The organism is Serratia proteamaculans, from assembly GCF_013337185.1.
In the GTDB taxonomy this organism is placed as follows: Bacteria; Pseudomonadota; Gammaproteobacteria; order Enterobacterales; family Enterobacteriaceae; genus Serratia; species Serratia proteamaculans_D.
Genome location: NZ_SWDE01000001.1, coordinates 1,265,376 through 1,291,732 on the forward strand (window position 1 = coordinate 1,265,376; position 26,357 = coordinate 1,291,732).

The 26,357-nt window shown below is 54.8% G+C and carries 21 protein-coding genes; 12 read left to right on the forward strand and 9 right to left on the reverse strand.

The window, feature by feature from the left end:
* The first annotated feature begins 119 nt into the window (after positions 1 to 119).
* The 4 genes from FCL49_RS05990 (at position 120) to fabF (ending at position 4,372) form a co-directional block, all read left to right on the forward strand.
* Positions 120 to 1,871, forward strand: coding sequence for an AAA family ATPase (locus FCL49_RS05990; RefSeq protein ID WP_174352811.1), 1,752 nt, complete (start codon positions 120 to 122; stop codon positions 1,869 to 1,871).
* 68 nt (positions 1,872 to 1,939) lie between these two features.
* Complete coding sequence (gene fabA / locus FCL49_RS05995) at positions 1,940 to 2,458, forward strand: bifunctional 3-hydroxydecanoyl-ACP dehydratase/trans-2-decenoyl-ACP isomerase (RefSeq protein WP_037419266.1); 519 nt, start codon at positions 1,940 to 1,942, stop codon at positions 2,456 to 2,458.
* Positions 2,459 to 2,573: 115 nt separating this feature from the next.
* The gene (locus tag FCL49_RS06000; protein ID WP_174352812.1) at positions 2,574 to 3,101 is read left to right on the forward strand and encodes a winged helix-turn-helix transcriptional regulator; all 528 of its coding nucleotides are present in this window, start codon (positions 2,574 to 2,576) and stop codon (positions 3,099 to 3,101) included.
* Positions 3,098 to 4,372, forward strand: coding sequence for a beta-ketoacyl-ACP synthase II (gene fabF / locus FCL49_RS06005; RefSeq protein WP_174352813.1), 1,275 nt, complete (start codon positions 3,098 to 3,100; stop codon positions 4,370 to 4,372). The genes FCL49_RS06000 and fabF overlap by 4 nt, the downstream gene beginning before the upstream one ends.
* Positions 4,373 to 4,437: 65 nt before the next feature.
* On the opposite strand, the gene rmf is transcribed toward fabF, so the two are convergent.
* The 6 genes from rmf to rlmKL form a co-directional block, all read right to left on the reverse strand.
* A complete protein-coding gene (gene rmf, locus FCL49_RS06010; RefSeq protein WP_013812328.1) occupies positions 4,438 to 4,608 on the reverse strand; it encodes a ribosome modulation factor in 171 nt (56 codons plus the stop codon).
* Between the two features lie 271 nt (positions 4,609 to 4,879).
* Positions 4,880 to 5,437 carry a membrane integrity-associated transporter subunit PqiC gene (pqiC, locus tag FCL49_RS06015; RefSeq protein WP_099061712.1) on the reverse strand — a complete coding sequence of 186 codons (558 nt, stop codon included), beginning with the start codon at positions 5,435 to 5,437 and terminating at the stop codon, positions 4,880 to 4,882.
* A complete protein-coding gene (gene pqiB / locus FCL49_RS06020) occupies positions 5,434 to 7,077 on the reverse strand; it encodes an intermembrane transport protein PqiB (RefSeq protein ID WP_174352814.1) in 1,644 nt (547 codons plus the stop codon). The genes pqiC and pqiB overlap by 4 nt, the downstream gene beginning before the upstream one ends.
* The gene (pqiA, locus tag FCL49_RS06025) at positions 7,064 to 8,380 is read right to left on the reverse strand and encodes a membrane integrity-associated transporter subunit PqiA (protein ID WP_174352815.1); all 1,317 of its coding nucleotides are present in this window, start codon (positions 8,378 to 8,380) and stop codon (positions 7,064 to 7,066) included. The genes pqiB and pqiA overlap by 14 nt, the downstream gene beginning before the upstream one ends.
* Positions 8,381 to 8,454: 74 nt before the next feature.
* Positions 8,455 to 10,359, reverse strand: a complete 1,905-nt coding sequence (locus tag FCL49_RS06030) for an ABC transporter ATP-binding protein (protein ID WP_174352816.1) — start codon at positions 10,357 to 10,359, stop codon at positions 8,455 to 8,457.
* Positions 10,360 to 10,364: 5 nt separating this feature from the next.
* Positions 10,365 to 12,485: a bifunctional 23S rRNA (guanine(2069)-N(7))-methyltransferase RlmK/23S rRNA (guanine(2445)-N(2))-methyltransferase RlmL gene (gene rlmKL, locus FCL49_RS06035; protein WP_012006170.1), complete on the reverse strand. Its 2,121-nt coding sequence runs from the start codon at positions 12,483 to 12,485 to the stop codon at positions 10,365 to 10,367.
* 103 nt (positions 12,486 to 12,588) lie between these two features.
* Between rlmKL and FCL49_RS06040 the strand changes: the two genes are divergently transcribed.
* Positions 12,589 to 13,692 carry a YcbX family protein gene (locus tag FCL49_RS06040; protein ID WP_174352817.1) on the forward strand — a complete coding sequence of 368 codons (1,104 nt, stop codon included), beginning with the start codon at positions 12,589 to 12,591 and terminating at the stop codon, positions 13,690 to 13,692.
* 5 nt (positions 13,693 to 13,697) lie between these two features.
* On the opposite strand, the gene FCL49_RS06045 is transcribed toward FCL49_RS06040, so the two are convergent.
* Together FCL49_RS06045 and pyrD are read right to left on the reverse strand one after the other, a co-directional pair.
* Positions 13,698 to 14,246, reverse strand: coding sequence for a cell division protein ZapC (locus tag FCL49_RS06045; protein ID WP_012006168.1), 549 nt, complete (start codon positions 14,244 to 14,246; stop codon positions 13,698 to 13,700).
* 175 nt (positions 14,247 to 14,421) lie between these two features.
* The gene (gene pyrD / locus FCL49_RS06050; protein WP_174352818.1) at positions 14,422 to 15,432 is read right to left on the reverse strand and encodes a quinone-dependent dihydroorotate dehydrogenase; all 1,011 of its coding nucleotides are present in this window, start codon (positions 15,430 to 15,432) and stop codon (positions 14,422 to 14,424) included.
* 259 nt (positions 15,433 to 15,691) lie between these two features.
* Between pyrD and ssuE the strand changes: the two genes are divergently transcribed.
* The 5 genes from ssuE to ssuB are packed head-to-tail and all read left to right on the forward strand — an operon-like array spanning position 15,692 to position 20,002.
* Complete coding sequence (gene ssuE / locus FCL49_RS06055) at positions 15,692 to 16,270, forward strand: NADPH-dependent FMN reductase (RefSeq protein WP_174352819.1); 579 nt, start codon at positions 15,692 to 15,694, stop codon at positions 16,268 to 16,270.
* 25 nt (positions 16,271 to 16,295) lie between these two features.
* A complete protein-coding gene (locus FCL49_RS06060; RefSeq protein ID WP_174352820.1) occupies positions 16,296 to 17,261 on the forward strand; it encodes a sulfonate ABC transporter substrate-binding protein in 966 nt (321 codons plus the stop codon).
* Positions 17,262 to 17,277: 16 nt separating this feature from the next.
* Positions 17,278 to 18,426 carry an FMNH2-dependent alkanesulfonate monooxygenase gene (gene ssuD / locus FCL49_RS06065; RefSeq protein ID WP_135315949.1) on the forward strand — a complete coding sequence of 383 codons (1,149 nt, stop codon included), beginning with the start codon at positions 17,278 to 17,280 and terminating at the stop codon, positions 18,424 to 18,426.
* Between the two features lie 11 nt (positions 18,427 to 18,437).
* A complete protein-coding gene (ssuC, locus tag FCL49_RS06070; RefSeq protein ID WP_174352821.1) occupies positions 18,438 to 19,232 on the forward strand; it encodes an aliphatic sulfonate ABC transporter permease SsuC in 795 nt (264 codons plus the stop codon).
* Entirely contained in the window at positions 19,229 to 20,002 is a 774-nt protein-coding gene (ssuB, locus tag FCL49_RS06075; protein WP_174352822.1) for an aliphatic sulfonates ABC transporter ATP-binding protein, read from the forward strand. The genes ssuC and ssuB overlap by 4 nt, the downstream gene beginning before the upstream one ends.
* Positions 20,003 to 20,033: 31 nt before the next feature.
* Here ssuB and pepN read toward each other — a convergent pair whose 3' ends face one another.
* Complete coding sequence (gene pepN, locus FCL49_RS06080; protein WP_174352823.1) at positions 20,034 to 22,649, reverse strand: aminopeptidase N; 2,616 nt, start codon at positions 22,647 to 22,649, stop codon at positions 20,034 to 20,036.
* A 447-nt stretch (positions 22,650 to 23,096) separates the two neighbouring features.
* Here pepN and FCL49_RS06085 point away from each other — a divergent pair, with 447 nt between their 5' ends.
* On the forward strand, positions 23,097 to 24,797 hold the full coding sequence (locus tag FCL49_RS06085; RefSeq protein WP_174352824.1) for a GGDEF domain-containing protein: 1,701 nt from the start codon (positions 23,097 to 23,099) through the stop codon (positions 24,795 to 24,797).
* A 254-nt stretch (positions 24,798 to 25,051) separates the two neighbouring features.
* Positions 25,052 to 26,257, forward strand: coding sequence for a nicotinate phosphoribosyltransferase (pncB, locus tag FCL49_RS06090; protein ID WP_174352825.1), 1,206 nt, complete (start codon positions 25,052 to 25,054; stop codon positions 26,255 to 26,257).
* Positions 26,258 to 26,357: the final 100 nt, after the last annotated feature.

Below are 26,357 nucleotides of genomic sequence, written 5' to 3' on the forward strand. Positions count from 1 at the left end.
TTTGCACAGTCATCGCTCGATGTCAAACTCCCTGACATCAACTGTAACTCTGCATCTATCAAGCTGCCGTTATTCTTGTATAATCGCCCTTTCCCTTTTTGACGATTGCATCTAACACTTTGACCAATAACCGACTTGAATGGCAATCACTGTTGCCGGACGTTACGCCTTATCAAGCGATATTTGATACCGCCGCGCAGTTGGCCCCCGTGTCCTTTGCCTCTATTCAGCCTCGGCTGGAAAACGCACTGACGCTGTTTTGCCATCCACAGTCACCACCGCGTTTCATGTTGTTGAAAGCGCAGGAAACGCGTGAGTATCTGGCGCTGATCGCCCAGGCAGTTGAACAACTGCAGCCGCAGAATACCGCATTCAAGGGCAGTCACTATGTGATCCAGGGCAGCAAGGTCAGCGTAGAACCCGCCAGCCAGGGTGATGAACCCTTTGCCGCCGGTGGTGCCTGCGTGTTTCAAGAGTGGGTTGAACCTGAGCAGCTGTTTGGCTGCGTCCGGATCCACAATGATGAAATCAACCTGCAGCCCGGTCTGGTGCATCAGGCCAACGGTGGTGTACTGATCCTGTCTGCGCGTTCTCTGCTGGCTCAGCCGCTGCTGTGGCTGCGTTTGAAGCAGATGATCACCCAACGTCAGTTCCACTGGGTTTCCCCGGATGAAACACGCCCATTGCCGATCACCATTCCTGCCATGCCGCTGGAATTACGGTTGATTGTGGTAGGTGATCGTCACGGCCTTGCCGATTTCCATGATATTGAACCGGAGCTGAGTGAGCAGTCAGTCTACGGTGAATACGAAGAAGACCTGCAACTCACCGAAATCGATGACATGGTGCAATGGTGCGGTTACGTCAATAGCCTCATCGAAGAGCAGCAACTACCACCACTGGCAGCCGATGCCTGGTATCCATTGATGGTACAGGCAGTTCGTCACAGTGGTGATCAGGGCAACTTGCCGCTGTCCCCACTGTGGCTTGGCCAGCAACTTTCCGAAGCCGCGCTGTACGTCGAAGAAGAAAGCATCACCGCCAAAGCGTTTGAAGCCGCGCTGAATGCGCGCGAGTGGCGTGAAAGTTATCTTGCCGAGCGGATGCAGGATGAAATTGAGCTGGGCCAAATCCTGATTGAAACCGAAGGCGAAGTCGTCGGCCAGATCAACGGTCTGTCGGTGTTGGAATACCCTGGCCATCCACGCAGCTTCGGTGAACCCTCCCGTATCAGCTGTGTCGTGCATCTTGGCGATGGTGAATTCACCGACGTTGAGCGCAAGGCCGAGCTTGGCGGTAATCTGCATGCCAAGGGCATGATGATTATGCAGGCATTCCTGATTTCCGAACTCGAGCTGGACCAACCGCTGCCCTTCTCCGCCTCGATCGTGTTTGAACAGTCTTATGGCGAAGTGGACGGTGACAGCGCCTCATTGGCTGAGCTGTGCGCACTCATCAGCGCACTGTCGCTGCAGCCAATCACCCAGCAGATTGCGGTAACCGGCTCTGTCGACCAATTCGGTAATGTGCAGCCGATTGGCGGCGTTAACGAGAAGATCGAAGGCTTTTTCGAAGTTTGCCAACGTCGTGGTTTGACTGGCAAACAGGGGATTATCCTGCCCGCCACCAATGTGCGCCATCTGTGTCTGCATCAGGACGTGGTCGATGCGGTGCGCGAGGGGCAATTCCACCTGTGGGCCGTCAATAGCGCTGCGGAAGCCTTGCCATTACTCACTGGTTACCCCTACTCTGATGAACAGCAACCGAACTTGTTAGCAGCCATTCAGGAGCGGATAGCACAGGTGAATCCGCAGGAACGCCGGCGCTGGCCATGGCCACTTCGTTGGCTCAACTGGTTCAACCACGGCTGATCGGACTTGTTCAGCGTACACGTGTAAGCTAATCTGCGCCCTTCAATAAAATAAGGTTTACTGAGAACATGGTAGAAAAACGCGACTCCTATACGAAAGAAGACCTCGAAGCATCCGGCCGTGGCGAACTGTTTGGCGCTGGTGGCCCGCCGTTGCCGGCAGGTAACATGTTGATGATGGACCGCGTGGTCAAAATGACCGAAGACGGTGGTACCTACAACAAGGGTTATGTGGAAGCGGAACTGGATATTAATCCGGACCTATGGTTCTTTGGTTGCCACTTTATCGGCGATCCGGTGATGCCAGGCTGTCTGGGTCTGGATGCCATGTGGCAGTTGGTAGGTTTCTACCTCGGCTGGCTGGGTGGCGAAGGTAAAGGTCGTGCACTGGGCGTGGGTGAAGTTAAATTCACCGGCCAGGTTCTGCCAACCGCGAAGAAAGTCACCTACCGCATTAACTTCAAGCGTGTGATCATCCGTAAACTGATTATGGGTGTGGCTGATGGTGAAGTCCTGGTCGACGGTCAGGTCATTTACACCGCCAGCGATCTGAAAGTGGGCCTGTTCAAGGACACTGCGGCGTTCTAACCGCAATCACGGCGGCCTTCCCGGTCGCCGTTTATTTCCTTAGTTATCTTTTAATCGTTGCGTCCATAGCGGCTAAACAGTAACTACAATAATTGTAGTAACCAGGAGGTATGCCATGCAAAAAACTCGTTTTGATAACATGCCATGCCCGGTAGCTCGCTCACTGGACCGCGTCGGGGAATGGTGGAGCATCCTGATACTTCGCGATGCGTTTCATGGTTTGTCCAGGTTTGACGAATTCCAGCAGAGCCTTGGGCTTTCGCCCACCATATTGACCCGTCGCCTGAAGTATCTGGTGGAAAGCGGCATACTGCATAAACAGCGCTATCAAACACGCCCGGTACGCTATCAATACTTGCTAACTGAGCGCGGCAAAGATTTTTTCCCGGTGCTTGCAGCCCTGTTTCATTGGGGGAACACCCACCTGGCCGATGACGGCATCAGTGCCGAACTGGTCGATCGTCGTACCGGGCAACCCATACGCGTACAGCTGATCGACAGCATTACTCAGCAGCCCATTGCGCTGCATAATATTACTTTAGCGCCAGGGCCGGCGGCGACCGACGGCATGCGTCAGCGCGCTGCCCTGATGCTGCAGAATCTTTCTGCATTCCCCCCTGAATCATCCAAGGAGTCACTATGAACACTCGTCGTATAGTCATTACCGGCATGGGCGCCGTTTCGCCACTGGGATGCGGCGTAGAGGCTATCTGGCAACGTCTGCTGAACGGCCAGTCCGGCATTCGTCCGCTGCCAGAAGAGATCGTCGCCGACCTGCAGGTAAAAATCGGTGGTCAGGTACCTACTTTGGAACAGGATCCCGAAGCGGGCTTCGATCCCGACCTTTCGGTTGCGCCAAAAGACCAGAAGAAAATGGACCGCTTTATCCTGCTCGCCATGGCAGCGGCCGATGAGGCTATCCGTCAGGCCGGTTGGGTGGCAGACACTGAAGATAAGCAGGAACGCACCGCAACCGTGATCGCATCCGGCATTGGCGGTTTCCCGGCTATCGCCCACGCGGTACGCACCACCGACAGCCGTGGTGCCAAACGCCTGTCACCTTTCACCATCCCTTCGTTCCTGGTTAATCTGGCCGCTGGCCATGTATCGATTAAACATCAGTTCAAGGGCCCGATTGGCGCCCCCGTGACGGCCTGTGCCGCAGGGGTACAAGCCATTGGCGATGCTGTGCGCATGATCCGTAACGATGAGGCGGATATCGCGCTGTGTGGCGGTACGGAAGCGGCTATCGACACCGTTAGCCTGGGTGGCTTTGCGGCAGCGCGAGCCATGTCCACAACGCCTGCAGAAGCTGCAGCCACCGCTTCACGACCTTTTGACAGCGCACGCAATGGCTTCGTTATGGGTGAAGGCGCCGGCATGCTGGTGATTGAGACACTGGAGCATGCACTGGCCCGTGGAGCAACGCCGCTGGCTGAAATTGTCGGTTATGGCACCAGCGCAGATGCCTACCATATGACCTCTGGCGCCGAGGATGGTGACGGTGCCTACCGTGCCATGAAGATTGCCCTAAAACAGGCTGGCGTAACGCCAGAGCAGGTTCAGCACCTGAACGCGCATGCGACATCCACACCGGTGGGTGATTTAGGCGAGATTAATGCCATCAAACATCTGTTCGGTACTAACGGCAGCGTAGCGGTCACCTCAACCAAATCAGCGACCGGCCATTTGCTCGGTGCCGCTGGCGGGCTGGAAACCATCTTTACTGCACTGGCGCTGCGCGATCAGATTGCACCAGCCACATTGAATTTGGAAAGTCCGGATCCAGCAGCAGAAGGGCTGCACCTGGTCGCGAACCAACCGCAACCCATGGCCATAAACTATGCGCTGTCAAACGGCTTTGGCTTCGGTGGTGTGAATGCGAGTATTTTGCTGAAACGCTGGCAGGGGTAATATTGCCTGAAACAAAAACCTCCGCGCTGGGCGGAGGTTGTTCCTTTTATTTGACAGGGAGCCGCTTAAGCGGTCACAGCCCTGTCTTCCATGGCTTCTCGCCAACCTCCCAGCCATTGAGACCGGCTGTCCACAGTCGTTTTATAAGGACAAAGATCTTTCGGATGTCCTAAAATACCTGCCTGATAACCTTTCGAATGCGCCCTTTCCAGACGATCGCGTTTCTGTCTCTTCATGCCTCGTTTCCCTCAATTTTTGGTCTGGTGGAAAGAAAACAATGGCTGCTTTTTGTGCAGCCACGTTTAAGCAATAGCGCTAAATGGAGCGAAGATCAATGCGCAAAATTCACGCCAATGTCATATTTGTGAGCTACGCACGCAGAATTTGCTAAGTGGCTGATATGAAGGAAAGAAGTTAACTTATTGAAATCAAATAAAAACCCCTTCCAACGAAAAATTCCAATATTTCTCATCGAAAGGGGTTAGACCGATTTAGTACAAATTATTTCTAAAAACGACCGGCTTGCGCGGCAATATCCTGGGCTTCTTGTTGCCAGCCCTGAGCCAACGTCCGCACCAACGCGTCGTAGCCGTCTTCACCCTGTTTAAGCTCCAGGCTGAATGGACGCTTGGTCAGATTGCCCTGATGGTTCAGCACCCACTCGCCGCGAATGATCGCCTTACCGTCAAAGCGGCCATGGAAACCACTGATGGTGACGTTGAGCACATCCTGCTCGCTGCTCATCGGCTGCGAGGACACCACCCAACCCGGCAGCGCGCTGCTCAGGTTAGTGACCAGCGTCTGCTGCAACTGTTGATCCAGCGGGCTGGCCCACAGGTTGTTCTGGGCAATCACGTACTGCACGTCATTGGTCTGGTAAACCACCCCGCTCTGCGCCAGGTAATCTGCCACGCTAACGTGCTCCAGCCAAAGCTGGCGCGACGTCGTGCTACCGCTGACCTGTGCCGGCGTGCCCAACGCCGGCAGTTGATAGTAGGTCTTCTGTGGAGTACTGCTACAGGCGCTGAGTAACAGCGCCAGGGCTACCGGGATCCATTTCATCATTTATTGGCCTTCTTCGGCTGAGGATCGTTACTGCCCGCGGCTTCAAATACCAGCGCGTTGCTCTTTTCGTTCAGGGTACGCAGCACCGGCTGCAGTTCACGCAATACCTGATCAAGACGTTGCATATCGCCGACCATCTTGTTGTAAGCCGGAGAGCCAGGCTGGAACCCTTTCATGCTGCGGTTCAGTTCCTGCAAGGTTTTCTGCATATCCTGCGGCAGCGCCTTCATCTCTCTGCTGGCGATAATATCATTCAGCGATTGCATGGTTTTCTGCGTCGTCTGCATGGTTTTCTGACTTTCCGCCAGGGTTTTAGTCGCCTCATTGATCATCGGATTGAGCGGCATCGAGTTGATCTTATCCAGCGTCTGCATCAGTTTCTGCTGGATCTGCGCCAGACCACCGCTGGTAGTTGGCATCAACGGATAGCCAAACATCTCTCGCGGCCCATTCCAGGCTTTCACTTGTGGATAGAAGTCCAGATCGACATACAGCGACCCCGTCAACAGGTTGGCAGATTTCAACGAAGCGCGCATGCCACGTGACTCGGCATCTTTCAAATGGCGCTCGATATCGAAGTTGCCGCCCAATTCTTTCTGGAAGCGATCCGGTTCGATGCGGATCAATACCGGAATACGGTAGTCGGTATCCAGCCGCTGAACCATGCCTTTTTGGTAGAACGGTACCTGACCAACGGTCCCCAGGCGAATACCTCGGAACTCCACCGGCGCGCCAGCCTGCAGGCCACGAACCGAATCAGCGAAGAACAACAGGTAGTCTTTATGCACGGTATACAGCGAATCCTGAATGCTGCGCTGGTTGTCGAACAGGTGGTACTCCGCTTTCGGTTGCGCCAGTTCACCGCGATCCCAACCATCCGGCACGTCAAAGCTGACGCCGCCGCTGAACAAGGTCGCCAGCGAGCCCATTTCCACCCGCATCCCCTGTGCCGACATATCAAACGCCACACCGCTGTCTTTCCAGAAGCGTACGTTGCTGGTCACCAACTGATCGTAAGGTGCGGAGATAAACAGTTGGTAACGCATGGCGCGCATCTTGGGATCAAAGTAACTGGTTTCCACCGAGCCAACGCGATAACCACGGAACAGTACCGGATCGCCAGCATTCAACTGACCGGACCTTTCGCTGTCCAGCACAATGCGTAGCCCTTTAGCGTCTGGCGATGCCAATGGCGGCGCGTCCAGCAGTTGGTAGTCCTTGCCTGCCTTGCCTTTATTGCCCGGCTGCAGCTCGATATAGGCACCGGAAAGCAGCGTACCCAGGCCGGATACCCCACCGCGACCAATCTGCGGCTTCACAACCCAGAAGGCAGAATCCTGGCGCAACAGTTTTTCCATGCCGGAATTCAGACGCGCTTCGACCACCACCTTGCTCAAGTCTTCGCTCAGGGTCACCGTTTCCACGACCCCGACGTCAACGCTACGGCTTTTGATTTTGGTTTTACCCGCTTCCAGCCCTTCTGCGGTAGTGGTGACCAACGTGACCACCGGCCCCTGGTGGCTGAAATGGTAAAACAGGATCCAGGCGCCGATCAGTGCGGTGACAATCGGGATGATCCACACTGGTGACCAGCGTTTGATCTTCTCAACGTCCGCGACGCTATGATTATTTTCCGTCACCTTGCGGCTCCTTTTTTATTGTTTCGTTTACGCGATCCCAGGTTAGCCGGGGATCAAACGTCATGGCTGCAAACATAGTGAGGATCACCACCATAGCAAACAGCAGTGCGCCAATGTCAGGATAAATGCTCATCAATTGTCCCATCCGTACCAATGCCGAAAGCACGGCAATCACAAACACGTCAATCATTGACCAGCGGCCAACAAATTCAACCACTTCATAAATCAGATGCATTCGCTCGCTGTCGGCCCGCGCCTTGCCGGTGCCATTGGCATCCCAACACAGCCAACCAATCGCCAACATTTTTAGCGAAGGCACCATAATACTGGCGATGAAGATCACCATCGCCACCGGGTAAGATCCTTCTCCCCACAGCAGGATCACCCCGGCCATGATGGTGGAGGTCAGTTTGTTGCCCAGCGCCTCGGTGACCATAATCGGCATCAGGTTTGCCGGAATATACAATAAGATAGAGGTGAGCAGCAGCGCCAGCGTCCATTGCAGGCTGTGCCGGCGACGCACATAGCCACGGGAATGGCAGCGCGGACACGAGGTCAGTTCCGCCGGTAAAATGGCCGTGCAACACTGGCAGGAACGCAGCCCCTGACGCAGCCCGGTACGCCCGACTTCCATCGGACGATCAAGCTGCGGTGCAGGTTCAATGTCATTCCACAGCCAGCGGCGATCGACACACTGGAAGGCGCGTACCTGTAGCAGGCAAAACAGGCAGTACGGCACAAAGCTGCTGCCGACGCCGATATCACCATAAGCCATCAGCTTAACGAAGCTGACCAGTACCCCGGCCAGGAAAATCTCCACCATGCACCAGGTTTTAAACTGGAACAGCATTTTGGCCATCCACTCTTTCAAACCGGTGGGGATGGGTACTTTGGCGCAAAGTAGAATGATCGCCAGCATACAGAATGCCGGGATCAGTTGGACAAACACCATAAACAGCGTGGCCATGCTGGCGTAGTCTTCCGCCACCATCACCTGCGGGATTTGGATCAGTTTGATTTCGTTACCAAGACCGGCAACGCGCATATTGATAAACGGGAAAATATTCGCCAGCAGCAGCATAAACAAGGCGCTGAGGGCGTAGCCGATCGGCCGCTTGCGCGGTTCCTCCCAGCGGGAGCTGAGGGTAGTCTTACAACGCGGGCATACCGCTTTTGAACCATATGCCAGCGGCGGCAATGCCACCAGCATGTCGCACTGCGGGCACAGCATCAGATTGTCCTGTTGCTGTGTAGCATGCGTTGCATGGCTGTGCTGCTCGTGATTCTCGTGGGAACACACCATATTCCTCCTTAATAACGTTGCTCACCGGTACGGCAATACCGCCCGCAGCAGCGCGCGAGCGGTATTTTCAACGGTTAGCCGTTTTTCATCGCTTCCAACTCTTCCCAACGGGCGAACGCCTCTTCCAGCGCCCCTTCGGCCGTGGCCAGTGCTGTCAGCACCTGTTGCGTTTCGCTGTGAGGACGAGTGAAGAAATCAGCATCGCTCATTTGCGCCTGCAGCGCCGTAATTTCCGCTTCCAGCTGTTCAAGGCGTTGCGGCAACTGCTCAAGTTCACGTAACAGGTTATAGCTCAGTTTAGCTGCTGTTTTCTTTGGCTGTTCAGCCTTTTTTTCTGCCACAGGCTTGTTCTGATCGGCAGCGACCTGGCGGATCGGTTTTGCCGTCGCGCGTTGATGGTGCGCATCGAAATAACCGCCGACGAAGGTGCTGATCTCACCGTTGCCTTCGAAGATCCAGCACTCGGTTACCGAGTTATCAACGAACTGACGATCGTGGCTTACCAACATCACGGTGCCCTGGTAGCCGTCGATCAGCTCTTCCAGCAACTCCAGTGTTTCAACATCCAGGTCATTGGTAGGTTCATCGAGGATCAATAAGTTACTAGGCTTCAGGAACAGCTTGGCCAGCAACAGACGATTGCGCTCACCGCCCGACAAGGCTTTCACCGGCGTCATCGCCCGTTTAGGGTGGAACAGGAAGTCCTGCAGATACCCCAACACGTGACGGGAACGGCCGTTGACCAGCACTTCCTGTTTACCTTCCGCCAGGTTGTCCATTACCGTGCGCTCCGGATCCAGATCCGCGCGGTGCTGGTCGAAGTAAGCCACTTCCAGCTTGGTCCCGCAGTGCACGCGGCCGCTGTCGGCTTTCAACTGGCTGAGCATCAGTTTCAGCAGCGTAGTTTTACCGCAGCCGTTCGGGCCGACCAACGCAATTTTGTCGCCACGCTGCACCTGGGCGGAGAAATTACGCACCAACACTTTGCCGCCAACCTGATAGTTAACGTCTTCCATCTCAAACACGATTTTGCCGGAGCGAACGGCTTCTTCCACCTGCATCTTGGCGGTGCCCATCACTTCACGGCGTTCGGAACGCTCGTTACGCAACGCCTTCAGCGCACGCACACGGCCTTCGTTACGGGTACGACGCGCCTTGATGCCCTGACGGATCCACACTTCTTCCTGCGCCAGCTTGCGGTCGAATTCGGCGTTTTGCAGCTCTTCTACCCGCAGCGCTTCTTCTTTGCTCAGCAGGTATAAATCATAGTTGCCCGGCCAGGACACCAGCTTGCCGCGATCGAGATCGACAATGCGCGTCGCCATATTGCGGATAAAGGAACGGTCGTGGGAAATGAACACGATGCTACCCTGGAACTCTTTCAGGAAGCCTTCCAGCCAATCGATGGTTGAAATATCCAGGTGGTTGGTCGGTTCATCGAGCAACAGTACGCGCGGAGAACTAACCAGCGCACGGCCCAGCGCCGCTTTACGCAACCAGCCGCCAGAGAGCGAGGTCAGTTCCGCATCCCCGTTCAGGCCCAACTGCAACAGCACTTCGCTGATGCGGCTGTCGAGTTGCCACAGGCCCTGGTGATCGAGGATCTCCATAATCTGCGCCATGCGCGTCAGGTTTTTTTCGCTTGGGTCGGTTTCTACCAGGTGTGAAATCGCGTGGTAGGCTTTCAGGTGTTCCGCCTGTTCGGCGACGCCTTCGGCCACGAAATCAAACACGGTTCCGCCGATATTGCGCGGGGGATCCTGTTGCAGACGAGCCACAATCAGATCCTGCTCATAAATCACCCGGCCATCATCCAGCGGAATTTCTTTACCGAGGATCTTCAACAGCGTGGATTTACCGGCACCATTGCGCCCAACCAGACAAACGCGTTCGTTGTCTTCAATATGAATTTCGGTGTTGTCTAAAAGGGGTGCATCGCTGAAAGAAAGCCAGGCACCGGACATGCTAATTAACGACATAGTAATTATTTTCCTTCGCCGGCATGGGTAAGCAGCCAGCAGTTATGAATTTGACGGTTACGGGCAAAGTCCTGCGACTGCGTCTGGGCGGTAATTTCTTTCGCCTCCAGACCCAATGCGCTCAGGCCAGCCATATCCATCTGGAAACCGCGCTTGTTGTTCGAGAACATGATGGTCCCGTTACGACGCAGCAACCGTTTCAAATCTTGCATCAGCGCCAGGTGATCGCGCTGAACGTCAAAAGTGTTCTCCATCCGCTTGGAGTTGGAGAAGGTCGGCGGATCGATAAAGATCACGTCGAATTGTTCGTCGGCATTTTGCATCCATGACAGGCAATCCGCGTGGATCAATCTGTGCTGTTTGCCGGTCAGGCCGTTAACCCGCAGGTTCTTCTCTGCCCATTCCAGATAGGTGCGCGACATATCCACGGTAGTGGTGCTGCGCGCCCCACCCAATCCGGCATGCACGCTAGCGGTGCCGGTATAGGCGAACAGGTTGAGGAAGTCTTTGCCTTTGCTCATCTCACCCAGCATGCGGCGGGCAATACGGTGGTCGAGGAACAGACCGGTATCGAGATAGTCAGTCAGGTTAACCCACAGCTTGGCGTTGAACTCTTCCACCAGCAGGAACTCGCCCTTCTGCGCCAGCTTTTCGTACTGGTTTTTGCCTTTCTGGCGCTCGCGGGTTTTCAGGATCAACTGGTTGGACGGCAATTCCAGCACCGCCAGCGTGGCGTTGATCACGTCGAACAGACGTTGACGCGCCTTCTGCGCATCAATGGTTTTCGGCGGTGCATATTCCTGCACCACGACTTTGCTGCCGTAGCGATCCACCGCCACGTTATATTCCGGCAGGTCGGCATCGTACAGGCGGTAGCACTCAATACCCTGCTGTTTGGCCCACTTGTCGAGCTTCTTCAGGTTTTTGCGCAGACGGTTGGCAAAATCTTCTGCCACCTGCACGCCACCGGCACCCAATGGGTTTTCTGCCAGTTGGTAGTTTTTCTGCACGCAGTCCAACGGGCCATTTTTAGCCTTGAACTGGCGCTCGGCACGCAGTTGCAGACAGCTCAACAGCTCCGGTGAGGCACTGAACAGTGACAACTGCCAGCCACCAAAAGCGCTTTTCATGATACGACCCAGCATATTATGCAAGGCAATCAGCGCCGGTTCGCTTTCCAGACGTTCACCGTACGGCGGGTTGCAGACTACGGTACCCGTTGGGCCTTCCGGCAGCGGGTTGGTCAGTTTGGCTACGTCGTTGACGTTAAAGGTAATCAGTTCGGCGACGCCGGCACGACGGGCGTTACCGCGCGCCATTTCAATCACCCGGCGATCGATATCAGAGCCGAAGAAACGCGAGGTGGTTTCCTGCAGGCCACGACGAGCGCGTACCTGCGCTTCGGTGATCACTTCACGCCACAGATCGACGTTGTGACCATTCCAGGCGGTAAAGCCCCAGTGTTGACGATGCAGGCCAGGTGCGCGATCGGAAGCAATCATCGCCGCTTCAATCAACAGGGTGCCCGAACCACACATGGGATCCAGCATCGGCGTGCCTGGCTGCCAGCCGGAACGCTGCACAATCGCCGCTGCCAGGCTTTCTTTCAGCGGTGCCTGGCCGGTCAGGTCACGGTAGCCACGCTGGTGCAGGCCTTCACCGCTCAAATCAAGCGCTACGCTGGCCATATCGCGCTGCAGGAACACATTGACGCGAATGTCCGGCTGCTGCTTCGCCACCGTCGGGCGCTGTTCAATTTTGCGGGTAAAGCTGTCGACAATGGCGTCCTTGACCTTCAGTGCGCCATACTGGCTGTTGCGGATCTCTTCGTTAACGCCACTGAAGTGAACGGCGAAAGTTTTATCCACACCAAAAATACTCGTCCAGTCGATCGCCTGTACGCCCAGGTACAAATCCAGATCGCTGTGTACGCGGAATTCATTCAACGGCAGCAAAATACGTGAGGCCAAGCGGCTCCACAGCAAGCTTTGGTACAGAAGACGATCGTCACCCTGAAAATGTACCCCACCCTGTACCACTTTACAGGCGTGAGCGCCCAGCGCTTCGAGTTCGCTTTTTAACAGTTCTTCCAGTCCACGCGCCGTGCTGGCAAACAGAGAGTTCATATCGTACTTATCACCAAAAAGAAAATTGTTGCGCATTATAGCTAATCCAGACCGCTTGTCATAAAGTTGCTCCCTTCTATTTACTAATCGCACGGGGATCAGGGTGATTACGCTAGCTAAACTTTACGTTCATCCGGTTAAATCGCTTCGAGGTTTGCAACTTTCCCACGCTCAGGTTTCCAGTAGCGGCCTGGCTTTCGATCGCACCTTTATGATCACCGAGCCGGATGGCACCTTTATTACCGCGCGGCAATATCCGCAAATGGTGTTATTCACTCCGGCACTGCTGGCAGACGGCCTGTTCCTGACCGCGCCGGACGGAGAAAGTGCCGCCATCCGCTTTAGCGATTTCGCCGCCGAAGCGCAGCCGACCGAAGTCTGGGGCAACCATTTCACCGCCCTGATTGCACCGCAGGCAATTAATAGCTGGCTGAGCGGCTATTTCCAGCGTGAAGTGCAATTGCGTTGGCTCGGCCCGGAACTGACCCGCCGCGTTAAAAAGCACCCGGAAATTCCCCTGTCCTTCGCCGACGGTTATCCCTACCTGTTAATTAACGAAGCCTCATTCAACGACCTGCAACAGCGCTGCCCCGGCAGCATCAAGCTTGAACAGTTTCGCCCCAATCTGGTGGTGACCGGTGCCAGCGCCTGGGCCGAAGATGGCTGGCAGGTGATCCGCGTCGGTGACGTGATGTTTGATCTGGTGAAACCTTGCAGCCGCTGCGTGCTGACCACCGTCAGCACCGAACGTGGACGTAAACATCCAAGTGGTGAACCGCTGAGTACCCTGCAGAAATTCCGCACCGCCGATAATGGCGATGTCGATTTTGGCCAGAATATGGTGGCACGCAACAGCGGTATTATCCGCGTTGGCGATGCCGTTGAAGTGTTATCCACCAAGCCGCCACGCCCTTATGGCGCAGGTAAAGTGGTTGAAAGCGTGCAGGCACCGCAGGACAGTACGCAGAGCGTCACTATTGACTACGCGGGAACGGTGTTTACCGGCAACAATCAGCAGATATTACTAGAGCAGTTGGAACAGCAAGGGCTCCGCGTGCCTTATTCATGCCGCGCGGGGATTTGCGGAAGCTGTCGTATTACTTTGGTCAATGGCGAAGTGGCACCGCTGAAGAAAAGTGCGGTGGCCAACAATGGCACCATTCTTTGCTGCAGCTGTATTCCCAAAAGCGATCTGACGTTGGCGTAATGGCCTTACATCGCCCTGTCGTAAGCCGGGGCTGAGGCTTCATCTTGCGCGCAGGGTTTAAGGCGATCGTGCATCACTTTGATGGCATCGCCCAGCACCATGGTACGGCCGGCCAGCGAAAGCTGATTTTGCGCCAGCAGGCACAGGCTGGCGTTGTCACCGGCTTCCACCACCAGCAGGCGGGCTTCAATGCCGCTCTCCATCACTTTCACCGCCGCCAGTTCGCCGTTCTTCGGCTGCAACGGATAATGCTGCTGAGAAAAATGCCAGCTCTTAGGCATCAGCGGTTTCAGGAAGCGATAAGCCACCAGGGCATTTAATACCAGTTCAGCACGCTGCTCATGGCTAAGCTTTATCTGTTTGCACTGCTCTTCATAATTAAAATAAAGTGCGGCGTCATCGACACAGAAAGAGCATTCATCGAAAGCATCCGGGGTTAACATTTTGGCTGGGAAACGCGAGCGAAAGATCATCCCATTGGCTAAATCCAGCATTAGCCGATCGTGTTCAGCGTCAAAATACCAACGCCAATTATCGTCAGGTTTTATCTTCATCTCTTATCCTTCTCGCTGCCCATGCCACGCAATATTTACCCTAAAAGGTGATTTTATCACCACTCAAGTCGCTTAAACATCGGATAATTCCGCGAACGATATTTATGCTAGTGGACAAAATATAGACGAGCCGGGGGAAGAAATAAACCCCCGGCGGAAAATGAAAGAAAAAATATTAGATGTAGTTAACGATATCTTTAATCAGGCGCGGACCCTTGAAGATAAATCCGGAATAAATTTGCACCAGCGAAGCCCCTGCCGCCATTTTTTCCCGCGCCGCCATCAGGGAATCAATTCCGCCAACACCGATAATCGGCAAGCGCCCTTGCAGCTCCAGGGACAGACGACGGATCACTTCGGTGCTGCTCGCCTGCAGCGGACGGCCACTCAGGCCACCCATTTGCTCACAATAATTCAGCCCCTGGATCAATTTACGATCCAGCGTGGTATTGGTCGCGATCACGCCATCTATATTATGACGTACCAGGCTGTCGGCTATTTGGATCAATTCTTCTTCAGAAAGATCCGGCGCGATCTTTACTGCCACCGGCACATATTTGTGATGACGCTCATGCAATTCCTGCTGCTTATTTTTAATCGCAGCCAGAAGATCGTCCAAAGCCTCACCATACTGTAAGGATCGTAATCCCGGGGTATTTGGTGACGAAATGTTAATCGCGATATAACCGGCATACGGATAAACTTTATCCATACAGATTAGATAATCGTCTTTTCCTTGCTCAACCGGGGTGTCTTTATTCTTGCCGATATTAATCCCCAGAATACCGCCGAAATGAGATTTCTTAACGTTTTCAACCAGATTATCCACACCCTGGTTATTAAACCCCATGCGGTTGATCAGGCCTTCGGCTTCGACAATGCGGAACAGACGCGGTTTGTCATTGCCCGACTGCGGGCGTGGCGTTACGGTGCCGACTTCGACAGAACCAAAGCCCATGGCGCCAAACGCATCGATACACTCGCCGTCTTTATCCAGACCGGCGGCCAAACCCAATGGGTTTTTAAAAGAGAGCCCCATGCAGCTTACCGGCTTGGTCGGCACAGACTGACGAATAAGGAATTCTAACGGGGTGCCGGTGACACGGCGAAGCTGTTGAAAAGTCAATTCATGCGCACGCTCGGGATCGAGCTGGAACAACGCTTTTCTGATGAGGGGGTAGTACATGTACTCTCCTGATTTCCCGGTTGCAAACCGGGGGCGTATTATCCGGTATCCCCTGACCAATTGGAATTGATTAAAAGCAAAAAAAGCGTTTTTTACGCAATCGTTTTCCCCAGCCTGGGCTCAAACCGCCGCCAATCCTCATTTACGCATAACAAAATCAAAAAATGAGATTTAAGTAACCCACCTTATTGCTGATAGGTTTAAAACACTTCTCGAATATTTTCTGATTAAACCTAACTTTTAGTTATAAGGAGTGGTAATGCGCGTTATATCACTGGCCGGCAGCCCTCGCATCCCATCAAGATCGGCAGCACTGCTTTCTCTGAGTAAAAACTGGTTGCAGCAGCAAGGCGTGGAGGTGATCTCCTACACCCTGCACGATTTTGATGCCGAAGATTTGCTGTATGCCAATTTTAACAGCCCGGCGATCAAAGCCTTTACCGAGCAACTGGCGCAGGCCGATGGCCTGCTGGTCTCGACACCGGTGTATAAGGCTTCGTTTTCCGGCGCGCTGAAGACCCTGCTGGATCTGCTGCCAGAGCGAGCGCTGGACCACAAGGTGGTATTACCGCTGGCCACCGGCGGCTCCATTGGCCATATGTTGGCAGTGGACTACGCCCTCAAGCCCGTTCTGGCGGCGCTGAAAGCGCAGGAAGTGCTACACGGGGTATTTGCCGATGACAGTCAGGTGGTGCTGGACGGCGAAAAAATCACCCTGGCCGAAAATCTGACGGTCCGGCTGGAAGAAGCCCTGGAAAGCTTTTATCTGGCATTGGGCCGCCGCAAGCCGCCGAAAGCCAAGCTATCGCCCTCGCTTTTTGCCCGCCAAACCGCCTGACGGCACAGCATATAAGGAAATAAATATGAAACGACTTTCTTCATTGGGCCGTTGGCTTGGCACCAGCGCATTGGCGGGCATCATCTCATTGGCATGGATCAATGCCGCCAGCGCACAGGATCCGGCGCAGTTTCGCATTGGCTACCAAAAAGGATCGGTCAGTCTGGTTCTGGCAAAAACCCACCGGCTGCTGGAACAGCGTTTTCCCAATACCAAAATCAGTTGGATCGAATTCCCCGCCGGCCCGCAGATGCTTGAAGCGCTGAACGTCGGCAGTATCGATCTGGGCAGTACCGGTGATATCCCGCCGATCTTCGCCCAGGCTGCCGGAGCGGACCTGCTGTATGTTGGCGTAGAGCCGCCAAAACCCAAGGCAGAAGTGATCCTGGTGCCGGAGAACAGCCCGATCAAAACCGTCGCAGAATTAAAGGGCCACAAGGTGGCCTTCCAGAAAGGCTCCAGCTCCCACAATCTGCTGCTGCGCTCATTGCAAAAAGCCGGGCTGAAGTTCACCGATATTCAGCCTGTCTATCTGACCCCGGCCGATGCCCGCGCCGCTTTCCAGCAGGGCAATGTCGATGCCTGGACGATTTGGGATCCCTACTACTCCGCGGCCTTGTTGCAGGGCGGCGTACGGGTACTGGGTGACGGTACCGACCTGAATCAAACCGGCTCCTTCTATCTGGCGGTGCGAACTTATACCGAGGCCAACGGGCCGTTTATTCAACAGGTGCTCGATACGCTGACCCAGGCCGATGCGCTGACCCTGAGCGATCGTGCGCAAAGCGTCACGCTGCTGGCCAATGCCATGGGCCTGCCGGAGAAAGTGATTTCGACCTATCTGGATCACCGTCCACCCACCGCCATCAAACCGCTGGACGCACACACCATCGCCGCTCAGCAGCAAACCGCCGATCTGTTTTATGCCAACCACCTGGTGCCGGTGAAAGTCGATATTTCGCAACGCATCTGGCACCCAAGCGCACAATAATTTAGGAGAACTGACGATGAGCCTGAACGTATTTTGGTTTTTACCCACCCACGGTGACGGTCACTATCTTGGCAGCACGGAAGGTGCCCGCAGCGTCGATTACGGTTATTTGCAGCAAATCGCCCAGGCTGCCGATCGACTGGGTTTCGGTGGCGTGCTGATCCCTACCGGCCGCTCATGTGAAGACTCCTGGCTGGTGGCCGCCTCGCTGATCCCCGTCACCCAACGACTGAAATTTCTGGTCGCCCTGCGCCCCGGTATTATTTCGCCCACTCTGGCGGCTCGCCAGGCGGCGACGCTGGATCGTCTTTCCAACGGCCGGGCATTGTTTAATCTGGTCACCGGCGGCGATCCTGATGAATTGGCGGCGGAAGGTCTGCACCTGAATCACGAAGAACGCTACGAGGCCTCGGCGGAGTTCACCCATATCTGGCGCAAGGTGCTGGAAGGAGAAACCGTCGATTTTAACGGTAAACATATTCAGGTAAAGGGCGCAAAACTGCTTTACCCGCCGGTGCAACAGCCGCGCCCACCGCTCTACTTTGGCGGATCCTCCGCCGCGGCACAGGATCTGGCAGCCGATCAGGTTGAAATGTACCTCACCTGGGGCGAGCCGCCGGCGCAGGTAAAAGAAAAAATTGCCGAGGTTCGTGCCAAGGCCGCAGCCAAAGGTCGCCAGGTGCGTTTCGGTATCCGCCTGCACGTCATCGTGCGCGAAACTACCGAGGAAGCCTGGCGAGCTGCCGACCGGCTGATTGCCAATCTGGATGAAAAGACCATCGCCGATGCCCAGCAGGCCTTCGCCCGGTTTGACTCCGTAGGGCAACAACGGATGGCGGCATTGCACGGCGGCAAAAAAGACCATCTGGAGATCAGTCCCAATCTGTGGGCTGGGGTAGGTTTGGTACGCGGCGGTGCCGGTACCGCGCTGGTTGGCGATGGCCCAACGGTGGCAGCGCGTATGCAGGAATACGCCGATCTGGGCATCGACACCTTTATATTGTCCGGTTACCCGCATTTGGAAGAAGCCTATCGCGTTGGCGAGCTGCTGTTCCCGCATCTTGATCTGGTGGAAACCCAGGCGCCCGCGCCACGCCGACCCGCCAAAGCACAGGGCGAAGTGGTGGCCAATATTTATATTCCACAAAAAGCATCGCAAAGCTGAGGAGCCGCACTATGGCAAACGGCACACAACGAATCTTGCACCGCCTGGCCCCCTGGGCATTGCCGGTAGCGCTGGTGGCAGTCTGGCAAATATCCGTGGAAGCGGGCTGGCTGTCGAACCGTATTCTGCCGGCGCCAAGCGCCGTAGTGACCGCGTTCTGGTCGCTGACCAAGAGCGGCGAACTGTGGCAACACCTGACCATCAGCAGCTGGCGCGCGTTGATCGGTTTTAGCATCGGCGGCAGCATCGGGCTGGCGCTGGGCTTTATCACCGGTCTGTCACGCTGGGGCGAACGCTTGCTGGACAGTTCCGTACAGATGATCCGTAACGTGCCGCATCTGGCATTAATCCCGCTGGTGATCCTGTGGTTTGGCATTGATGAGTCCGCCAAGATTTTTCTGGTGGCGTTGGGCACCCTGTTCCCTATCTATCTGAATACCTATCACGGTATCAAGAATATCGATCGGGGCCTGCTTGAAATGGCACGCAGCTACGGCCTCAGTGGTTTCCAGTTATTCGCCCAGGTGGTTTTGCCGGGTGCCCTGCCCTCGATCATGGTCGGCGTGCGTTTCGCATTGGGCTTTATGTGGCTGACGCTGATCGTCGCCGAAACCATTTCCGCCAATTCGGGGATTGGCTACCTGGCGATGAACGCCCGTGAATTCCTGCAGACCGACGTGGTGGTGGTGGCCATTGTGTTGTACGCCCTGCTCGGCAAGCTGGCGGACGTCAGCGCCCAATTGCTGGAACGCGTCTGGCTGCGCTGGCATCCGGCCTATCAACTCAAGCAAGGAGAAGCGCTATGACGACTCCCGCACGTATTCCCCAGGGGACGCCGGTCACGCTGGAATCCATTGCCAAGCAATACGGTAACCGCAAGGTACTGGACAATATCCAGTTACGTATCAGCGCCGGTCAGTTCGTCGCCGTGGTTGGCCGCAGTGGTTGCGGCAAAAGCACGCTGCTGCGTCTGATGGCCGGGCTGGAAAATGCCAGCAGCGGCGCGTTATTAACCGGCAATGCCCCCCTCGCCAGTGCCAGGGACGATACTCGCCTGATGTTTCAGGATGCACGCCTGCTGCCGTGGAAAAAGGTGATCGACAATGTCGGCCTCGGCCTGCGGGGTGATTGGCGAGCTGACGCACTGCAAGCGCTGGAAACCGTTGGGCTGGCCGATCGCGCCAATGAATGGCCGGCAGCCTTGTCCGGCGGGCAAAAGCAGCGGGTGGCACTGGCTCGCGCACTGATCCACCGTCCACGCCTGTTGCTGCTGGATGAGCCATTGGGCGCGCTGGATGCGTTAACGCGGATTGAAATGCAGGGGCTTATTGAAGGGCTATGGCAACAGCATGGTTTTACCGTACTGCTGGTGACGCACGACGTCAGTGAAGCCATTGCGCTGGCGGATCGGGTGATTTTGATTGAGGAAGGGCGTATCGGGTTGGATTTGACCATTGACCTGCCGCGTCCACGCCGTAAGGGATCGGCCAGGCTGGCGGAACTGGAGGCCGAAGTGCTGGATCGAGTATTGTCACCGCCGCAATTGGCTGAAGCTTCGCGCCGGGTAGCGAATTAAAAAAGGGACGGCATGCCGTCCCTTTCCAGACTTACGCGTCGAGCGCTTTGGTGATCTTCTCGAACAGGTCGCCGGACAGATTCTCCAGCCCCTTCAACTGCTCAAGCGCTTTGCGCATCAATGCCTGACGTGAAGCATCATAGCGTTTCAGGCGGATCAGCGGCTCAATCAGGCGTGCGGCAATTTGCGGGTTGCGCTGGTTCAGATCGCTGAGGATCTCGGCCAGGAACTGATAACCACTGCCGTCTGCCGCGTGGAATGCCGCCGGGTTGGCGGAAGCGAAACCGCCGATCAACGAACGCGTACGGTTGGGATTGCTCAGGCTGAATGAACGGTGTTTCAGCAAGCTACGCACCTTGGTCAACACGTCCGCCGCCGGGCTGGTCGCCTGCAGCACGAACCACTTGTCCATCACCAGACCATCCTGGTGCCAACGCTCATCGAATGCCGTTAACAGCGCATCGCGGCAAGGTAACTGTGCCGCTACGGCCGCCGCCAGCGCCGCCAGTGAGTCGGTCATATTGTCTGCCTGACGATATTGCTCGGACACCAGGCGATCGGCCAGCGCTTCATCGCCGAAGGCCAGATAGCCCAGGCACACATTGCGCAGCGAACGCTTGGCAATGTCAGCGTGCTCCACCCGGTAACCGTCGGTTTTATTGGCGTTATAAACCGCCAGCCACTCGTCGGCCATTTCCTTCGCCAGGCAACGGACGATCGCTTCATGCACCGCAGCAATTGCTTCAGGATCGATAGTTGCGAACAGTTCGGCAATTTCACCTTCAGATGGCAACGTCAGGATTTGCGCGGCTAATGCCGGATCCAGCGTCTCATCCAACAGCACGGCGCGGAACGCATCAGCAACGTGTAGTGGCAGCGACAACGGTTGTTTCTGCTGATGTTTGGCCACGTTCAGTTTGATGTAGGTGGCCAGCAGGCTCTGCGCCGCATCCCAGCGGGCAAATTCATTGCGCGCATACTGCATCAGGAAGGTCAGTTGCTGATCGCTGTACGGATAATCCAGCTTCACTGGCGCGGAGAACTCGCGCAACAGGGACGGTACCGGCTTTTGCGCCACACCGTCGAACACGAATGTCTGCTCCGCTTCGGTCACGTTCAAGACGTTATTGACCGCAGAGCCGTCTTTCTGCAGAGCAATCACATTGCCTTGCGCGTCGTACAGTTCGATATCCAGCGGAATATGCAGTGGCAATTTCTGCGGCTGATCGGCGGTCGGTTCGGTCTTCTGGCTGACGTGCAGGCGATACTGCTGGTGCTCGGCATCGTATTCATCGCGCACGGTGAGCAACGGCGTACCGGACTGGCTGTACCAGCGGCGGAACAGTGACAGGTCAACGTTGGATGCATCTTCCATCGCCTGTACAAAATCATCGCAGGTGGCCGCGCTACCGTCATGACGCTCGAAATACAGCTGGATGCCTTTCTGGAATTGCTCTTCACCCAGCAGCGTGTGCAGCATGCGGATCACTTCAGACCCTTTCTCATACACCGTCAGGGTGTAGAAGTTGTTCATTTCGATCACTTTGTCCGGACGAATGGCGTGCGCCATCGGGCTGGCATCTTCGGCGAACTGTGCACCACGCATCACGCGTACGTTATCGATGCGGTTAACCGGACGTGAACCCAGATCTGAACTGAACTCCTGATCGCGGAACACCGTCAGCCCTTCTTTCAGGCTGAGCTGGAACCAGTCGCGGCAGGTCACGCGGTTGCCGGTCCAGTTGTGGAAGTATTCGTGGCCAATCACCGCTTCAATATTCAGGTAATCTTTGTCGGTGGCGGTTTCGGCTTTTGCCAGCACGTATTTGGAGTTAAAAATATTTAACCCTTTGTTCTCCATCGCCCCCATGTTGAAGAAGTCGACCGCGACGATCATATAAATGTCGAGATCGTATTCCAGTCCGAAACGAGTTTCGTCCCATTTCATCGAGTTCTTCAGCGAGGTCATCGCCCAATCGGCGCGATCCAGGTTGCCACGGTCAACGAACAGCTCCAACGCTACTTCACGCCCGGAGCGAGTGGTGAAGCTGTCGCGCAGCACGTCGAAGTCACCGGCCACCAGCGCAAACAGGTAACAAGGTTTTGGGAACGGATCTTGCCACTGCACCCAGTGACGTCCGTCCTCCAGCTCACCCTGGCCTACGCGGTTACCGTTTGACAACAGGAACGGGTAACGAGCCTTGTCAGCCACAATGCGGGTGCTAAAGCGGGCCAGTACGTCCGGGCGATCCAGATAATAGGTAATGTGGCGGAAACCTTCGGCCTCACATTGAGTACACAGCGCCTCACCGGACAGGTACAACCCTTCCAGCGCGGTGTTTTTCGCCGGGTGAATATCATTGACGATGGTCATGGTAAATTGTGCTGGCAGTTGCTCGATAACCAGTTTGTTATCCTGCAACTGATAGGCAGTCCATGGCTGGCCGTCGATCTCAATACTCACCAGCGTCAGGTCTTCACCGTTCAGTACCAGTGCCCCGTCGGCTGCGCCCTGGCGTTTAATCTTGCTGACGGCGGTGACACGAGTGGTCTCTGCGTCCAGCTCAAAACCCAGGTCAATGTCAGTGATGGTGTAATCTGGCGCGCGATAATCGTGGCGATACTTCGCCTGTGGCTGTTGTGTCATAAAAACCCTTTGACGTCTCAGTGAGTTACAGGTGCCAGGCTTTCATCTTGGGGTTATTTCGCCGTGGGGAAAGAGCAGAAATCTCGATGAGCCTGATTGTAAATAAACTGTATCACAGCTACAAAAAAAACCCAGAGATGCCGGGCTACCAGAGCGGAGAAATCGGAGGTGGATCCTAATATTGTCGACGAATTGCCCACTCACTCAGGCACCTTGACCTGATGCGGTATGGAAATCAGCATTTAATGCTAAAAAATAACTTGAGGGTTTTATATTTCCCAAGCGTCAGTCGCTGGGTAAACAGCACGACTTTCTCAGGGCCCGCGGGCAAGCAACTCTTAATCAGTAGCGCTTTGCGGGTCGTAGCGCCCCGGCGGGTATAGTCAAGACAGCCTGGGAGCCACAATGATATAATTAACAAATCTGGCTCAAGGACGCGCGGCGCATATGAAAGTAAAATATCTGATCTATTTTTTTACCTTTGCCCTGATGTCCTCTTTCGCCCTGTTCATTTCTGATGAGCTGGCCGAGGCCAATACCGATTATCGCGACAACCAGCTTAACCTGTACAAAATTACCCGCGCCAAAGAGATTTCCGAAGCTTTTCAAGCCACTTTATTAGCGCACCGTTTAAAACGTCTGAGTCTGATAGATCCTGAAATTACCCCACAGCAGTGGCAAGACGCCGATCGATTGGCGCGGGAAAAAATCGCCCGTTTTCGGCCGCATATCGACAGTGCAATATCGCAACAGCTTGGCATTCGGCAAAAAGTCGCGGCACTTTCCATGCTCAGCCTGATGGAACAACTGCTGAATAACGACAACCTGCAGCTTTCTCATATTACGGACGCCAATGCCAATTTGTTTAATATCAATAGCGCCTACTATATTTCTCAGGCCAGCAAGAGCTATTACCGTTATAGCTACGACAACCGCATGGTCGATGCCGACTCGTTTTTATTCCTGGAAGCCGTGCGGTTAAATAACCGACTGAACATGTCGGTCACTGAACTGGTCGATCAGGTGATCGACGTCAATACCAACCCCCTAGAGCGTAAGGGCGCCTATCTGAAAGCCGTTCAGTTGACTGGGGTATTGAGTGCGCTAAGCACCCGGCTGATATTTATGAAGCTGACCTATAATGATGTGCAGACCACCTTGCTGGTCAATGAGATCCTCGAGCATCTGTCGACCCGGCAGATCGGCCGTATTACCACCGGGCTGTATACCGCCGTGGATACCCATACGGCTTATCCCACTGAATCTATCTATCACTACGTGAGAAACCTCAGCGAGCTGTCCCAGCGGCTTTTTCAGCGTAGTTTTGAGCTGGAGGTCACCGCCTCTCAGCATAAAATCTATGGCAGCCAAACCGCCATTTACGGCATGATTTCCCTGGCCGGTCTGATCGCACTGTTTATTTTTCTGCCGACGCTGGTTTATTGTTCCAATATCAGCCGCTGGTTAACGAAAACACATAATAATATTTTGCGGCTGTCGCGCGGTAATATGAACATCGATCGCAATGAGGTGTTCTACGGTCAGGAGTTAATGGCTATTAGCGATGCCATTAAACAGCTCAAACAGTATCAGATGGAAAAAGTGACGCTGGAAAACGAAAAACACTTGCTGATCAAAGAACTGGAAGCCTCTTCATTTCTTGACCCCTTGACCAACATCTATAATCGGCGCAAATTTTTCCGCGAGTGTGAATCGCTGGCCGCCAGCAGCTACCCGCTGGCCTTTTGCCTGATTGATATTGATAACTTTAAAAATATCAATGACAGCTACGGCCACCATGTCGGCGATCTGGTGTTGGTCGCCTTCGGTAAACTGCTGCAGAGCACCTTCCGCTCCAGTGATATTTTCTGTCGCTATGGCGGTGAAGAATTCGCCGTGATCCTCGGAAATTGTACGCTGGAGAATGCACGCGAAGTGATGTCCAAGCTACGCGAACGCACCCACCAATTAACCCTGACCATAGCCAATGGGCAAAATGTTCGCTTCACCACCAGTTGCGGCATTGCCCAGGTGAGCGACATCCGGCTGTTGCCGATGGCAATCAAACAAGCGGATGAAGCGCTCTATTTCAGCAAAAATAACGGCAAGGACCGGATCGGCATTCACACCGCGACCGGTTTTATCTGAATTGTTGTTTAAAATAATTAACATTATAATTTTTATGACTAATTAGCCTAAGTCATTCACCTTACAGGCTTATCTGACTTTTCTACCGCTATCCTGATGGCAAGCCAACATAAAGGCACGTTTAATCCTCGACCCGCTCCGATGAATTGTGGTGTGATGCAGCTTCAATAACAGGATAATCCGGGTATACTCCCCCCACTTTTTTTGATTATCCGGATTTGGACACGCGCCTGACGAGGATGCAGTAACGCGCTATGACTCAATACGCCTCCCCGATTTTGACATCACTGCTTGATACTGATGCCTACAAGCTTCATATGCAGCAAGCAGTGTTTCATCGCTACCCCGCTATCAGCGTGGCGGCAGAATTCCGCTGCCGTGGTGATGAGCTGCTTGGCGAATATGCCGACGAAATTAGTGCGCAAATCGCACTGATGAGCCAATTGGCGCTGACAGACGCTGAGTTCAACTATCTCTCAGGGCTGCCCTTCTTCCGTGAGGATTACCTGAACTGGCTGCGCGATTTCCGCTACGATCCGCAACAGGTCCAGATCGAAAACCGCCAGGGCAAGCTGCATATTCGTATTGCCGGCCCGTGGCGCGAAGTGATCATGTGGGAAGTCCCGCTACTGGCGGTGATCAGCGAAGTGGTACATCGTCACCGCTCACCGGATGTTACGCCAGATATGGCAGTAGCTCACCTGCGCAACAAACTCGCGCAGTTTAAAGCCATGAGTAGCGATGTGGATATTTCTCGCTTCAAGCTGATGGACTTCGGTACCCGCCGCCGTTTTTCCCAGCCTGTACAGCAAGCTATCGTCAGCACGCTGAAAAGCGAATTCCCTTATCTGGTGGGTACCAGCAATTACGATCTGGCACGCCAGCTTGATCTTGCGCCAGTCGGTACCCAGGCCCATGAATGGTTCCAGGCGCATCAGCAGATAAGCCCGGTGTTGGCCAACAGTCAACGAGCCGCACTGCAGGCCTGGCTGGACGAATACCCCGATCAGCTCGGTATCGCATTGACCGACTGCATCACTATGGATGCCTTCCTGCGTGATTTCGGCCCGCAGTTTGCCCAGCGCTATCAGGGCCTGCGCCATGACTCGGGCGATCCGTTCGAATGGGGCGAAAAAGCCATCGCGCATTTCCAGAAGCTGGGAATTGATCCGATGAGCAAAACGCTGGTGTTCTCCGACAACCTGGATCTGGACAAGGCGCTGGCGCTTTATCGCCACTTTTACCAGCGCGTCAACCTGGTGTTCGGTATAGGCACGCGGCTGACCTGTGATATTCCAGGGGTTAAACCGTTGAATATCGTTATCAAACTGGTCGAATGCAAAGGCAAACCGGTGGCTAAACTCTCCGATAGCCCAGGTAAAACCATCTGTCAGGATCAGGCCTTTGTAAAAGCGTTACGCAAAGCCTTCGATCTGCCGCTGGTAAAAAAAGCGAGCTAAGTTCCCCCTGCCCTATGCACGCTAAAAAGCCGGCTGAAGACCTCACGCCGGCTTTTTCTTCTTTATATAGTCCTTCTCGTTGCTCCCTTTTCGCCCAGCC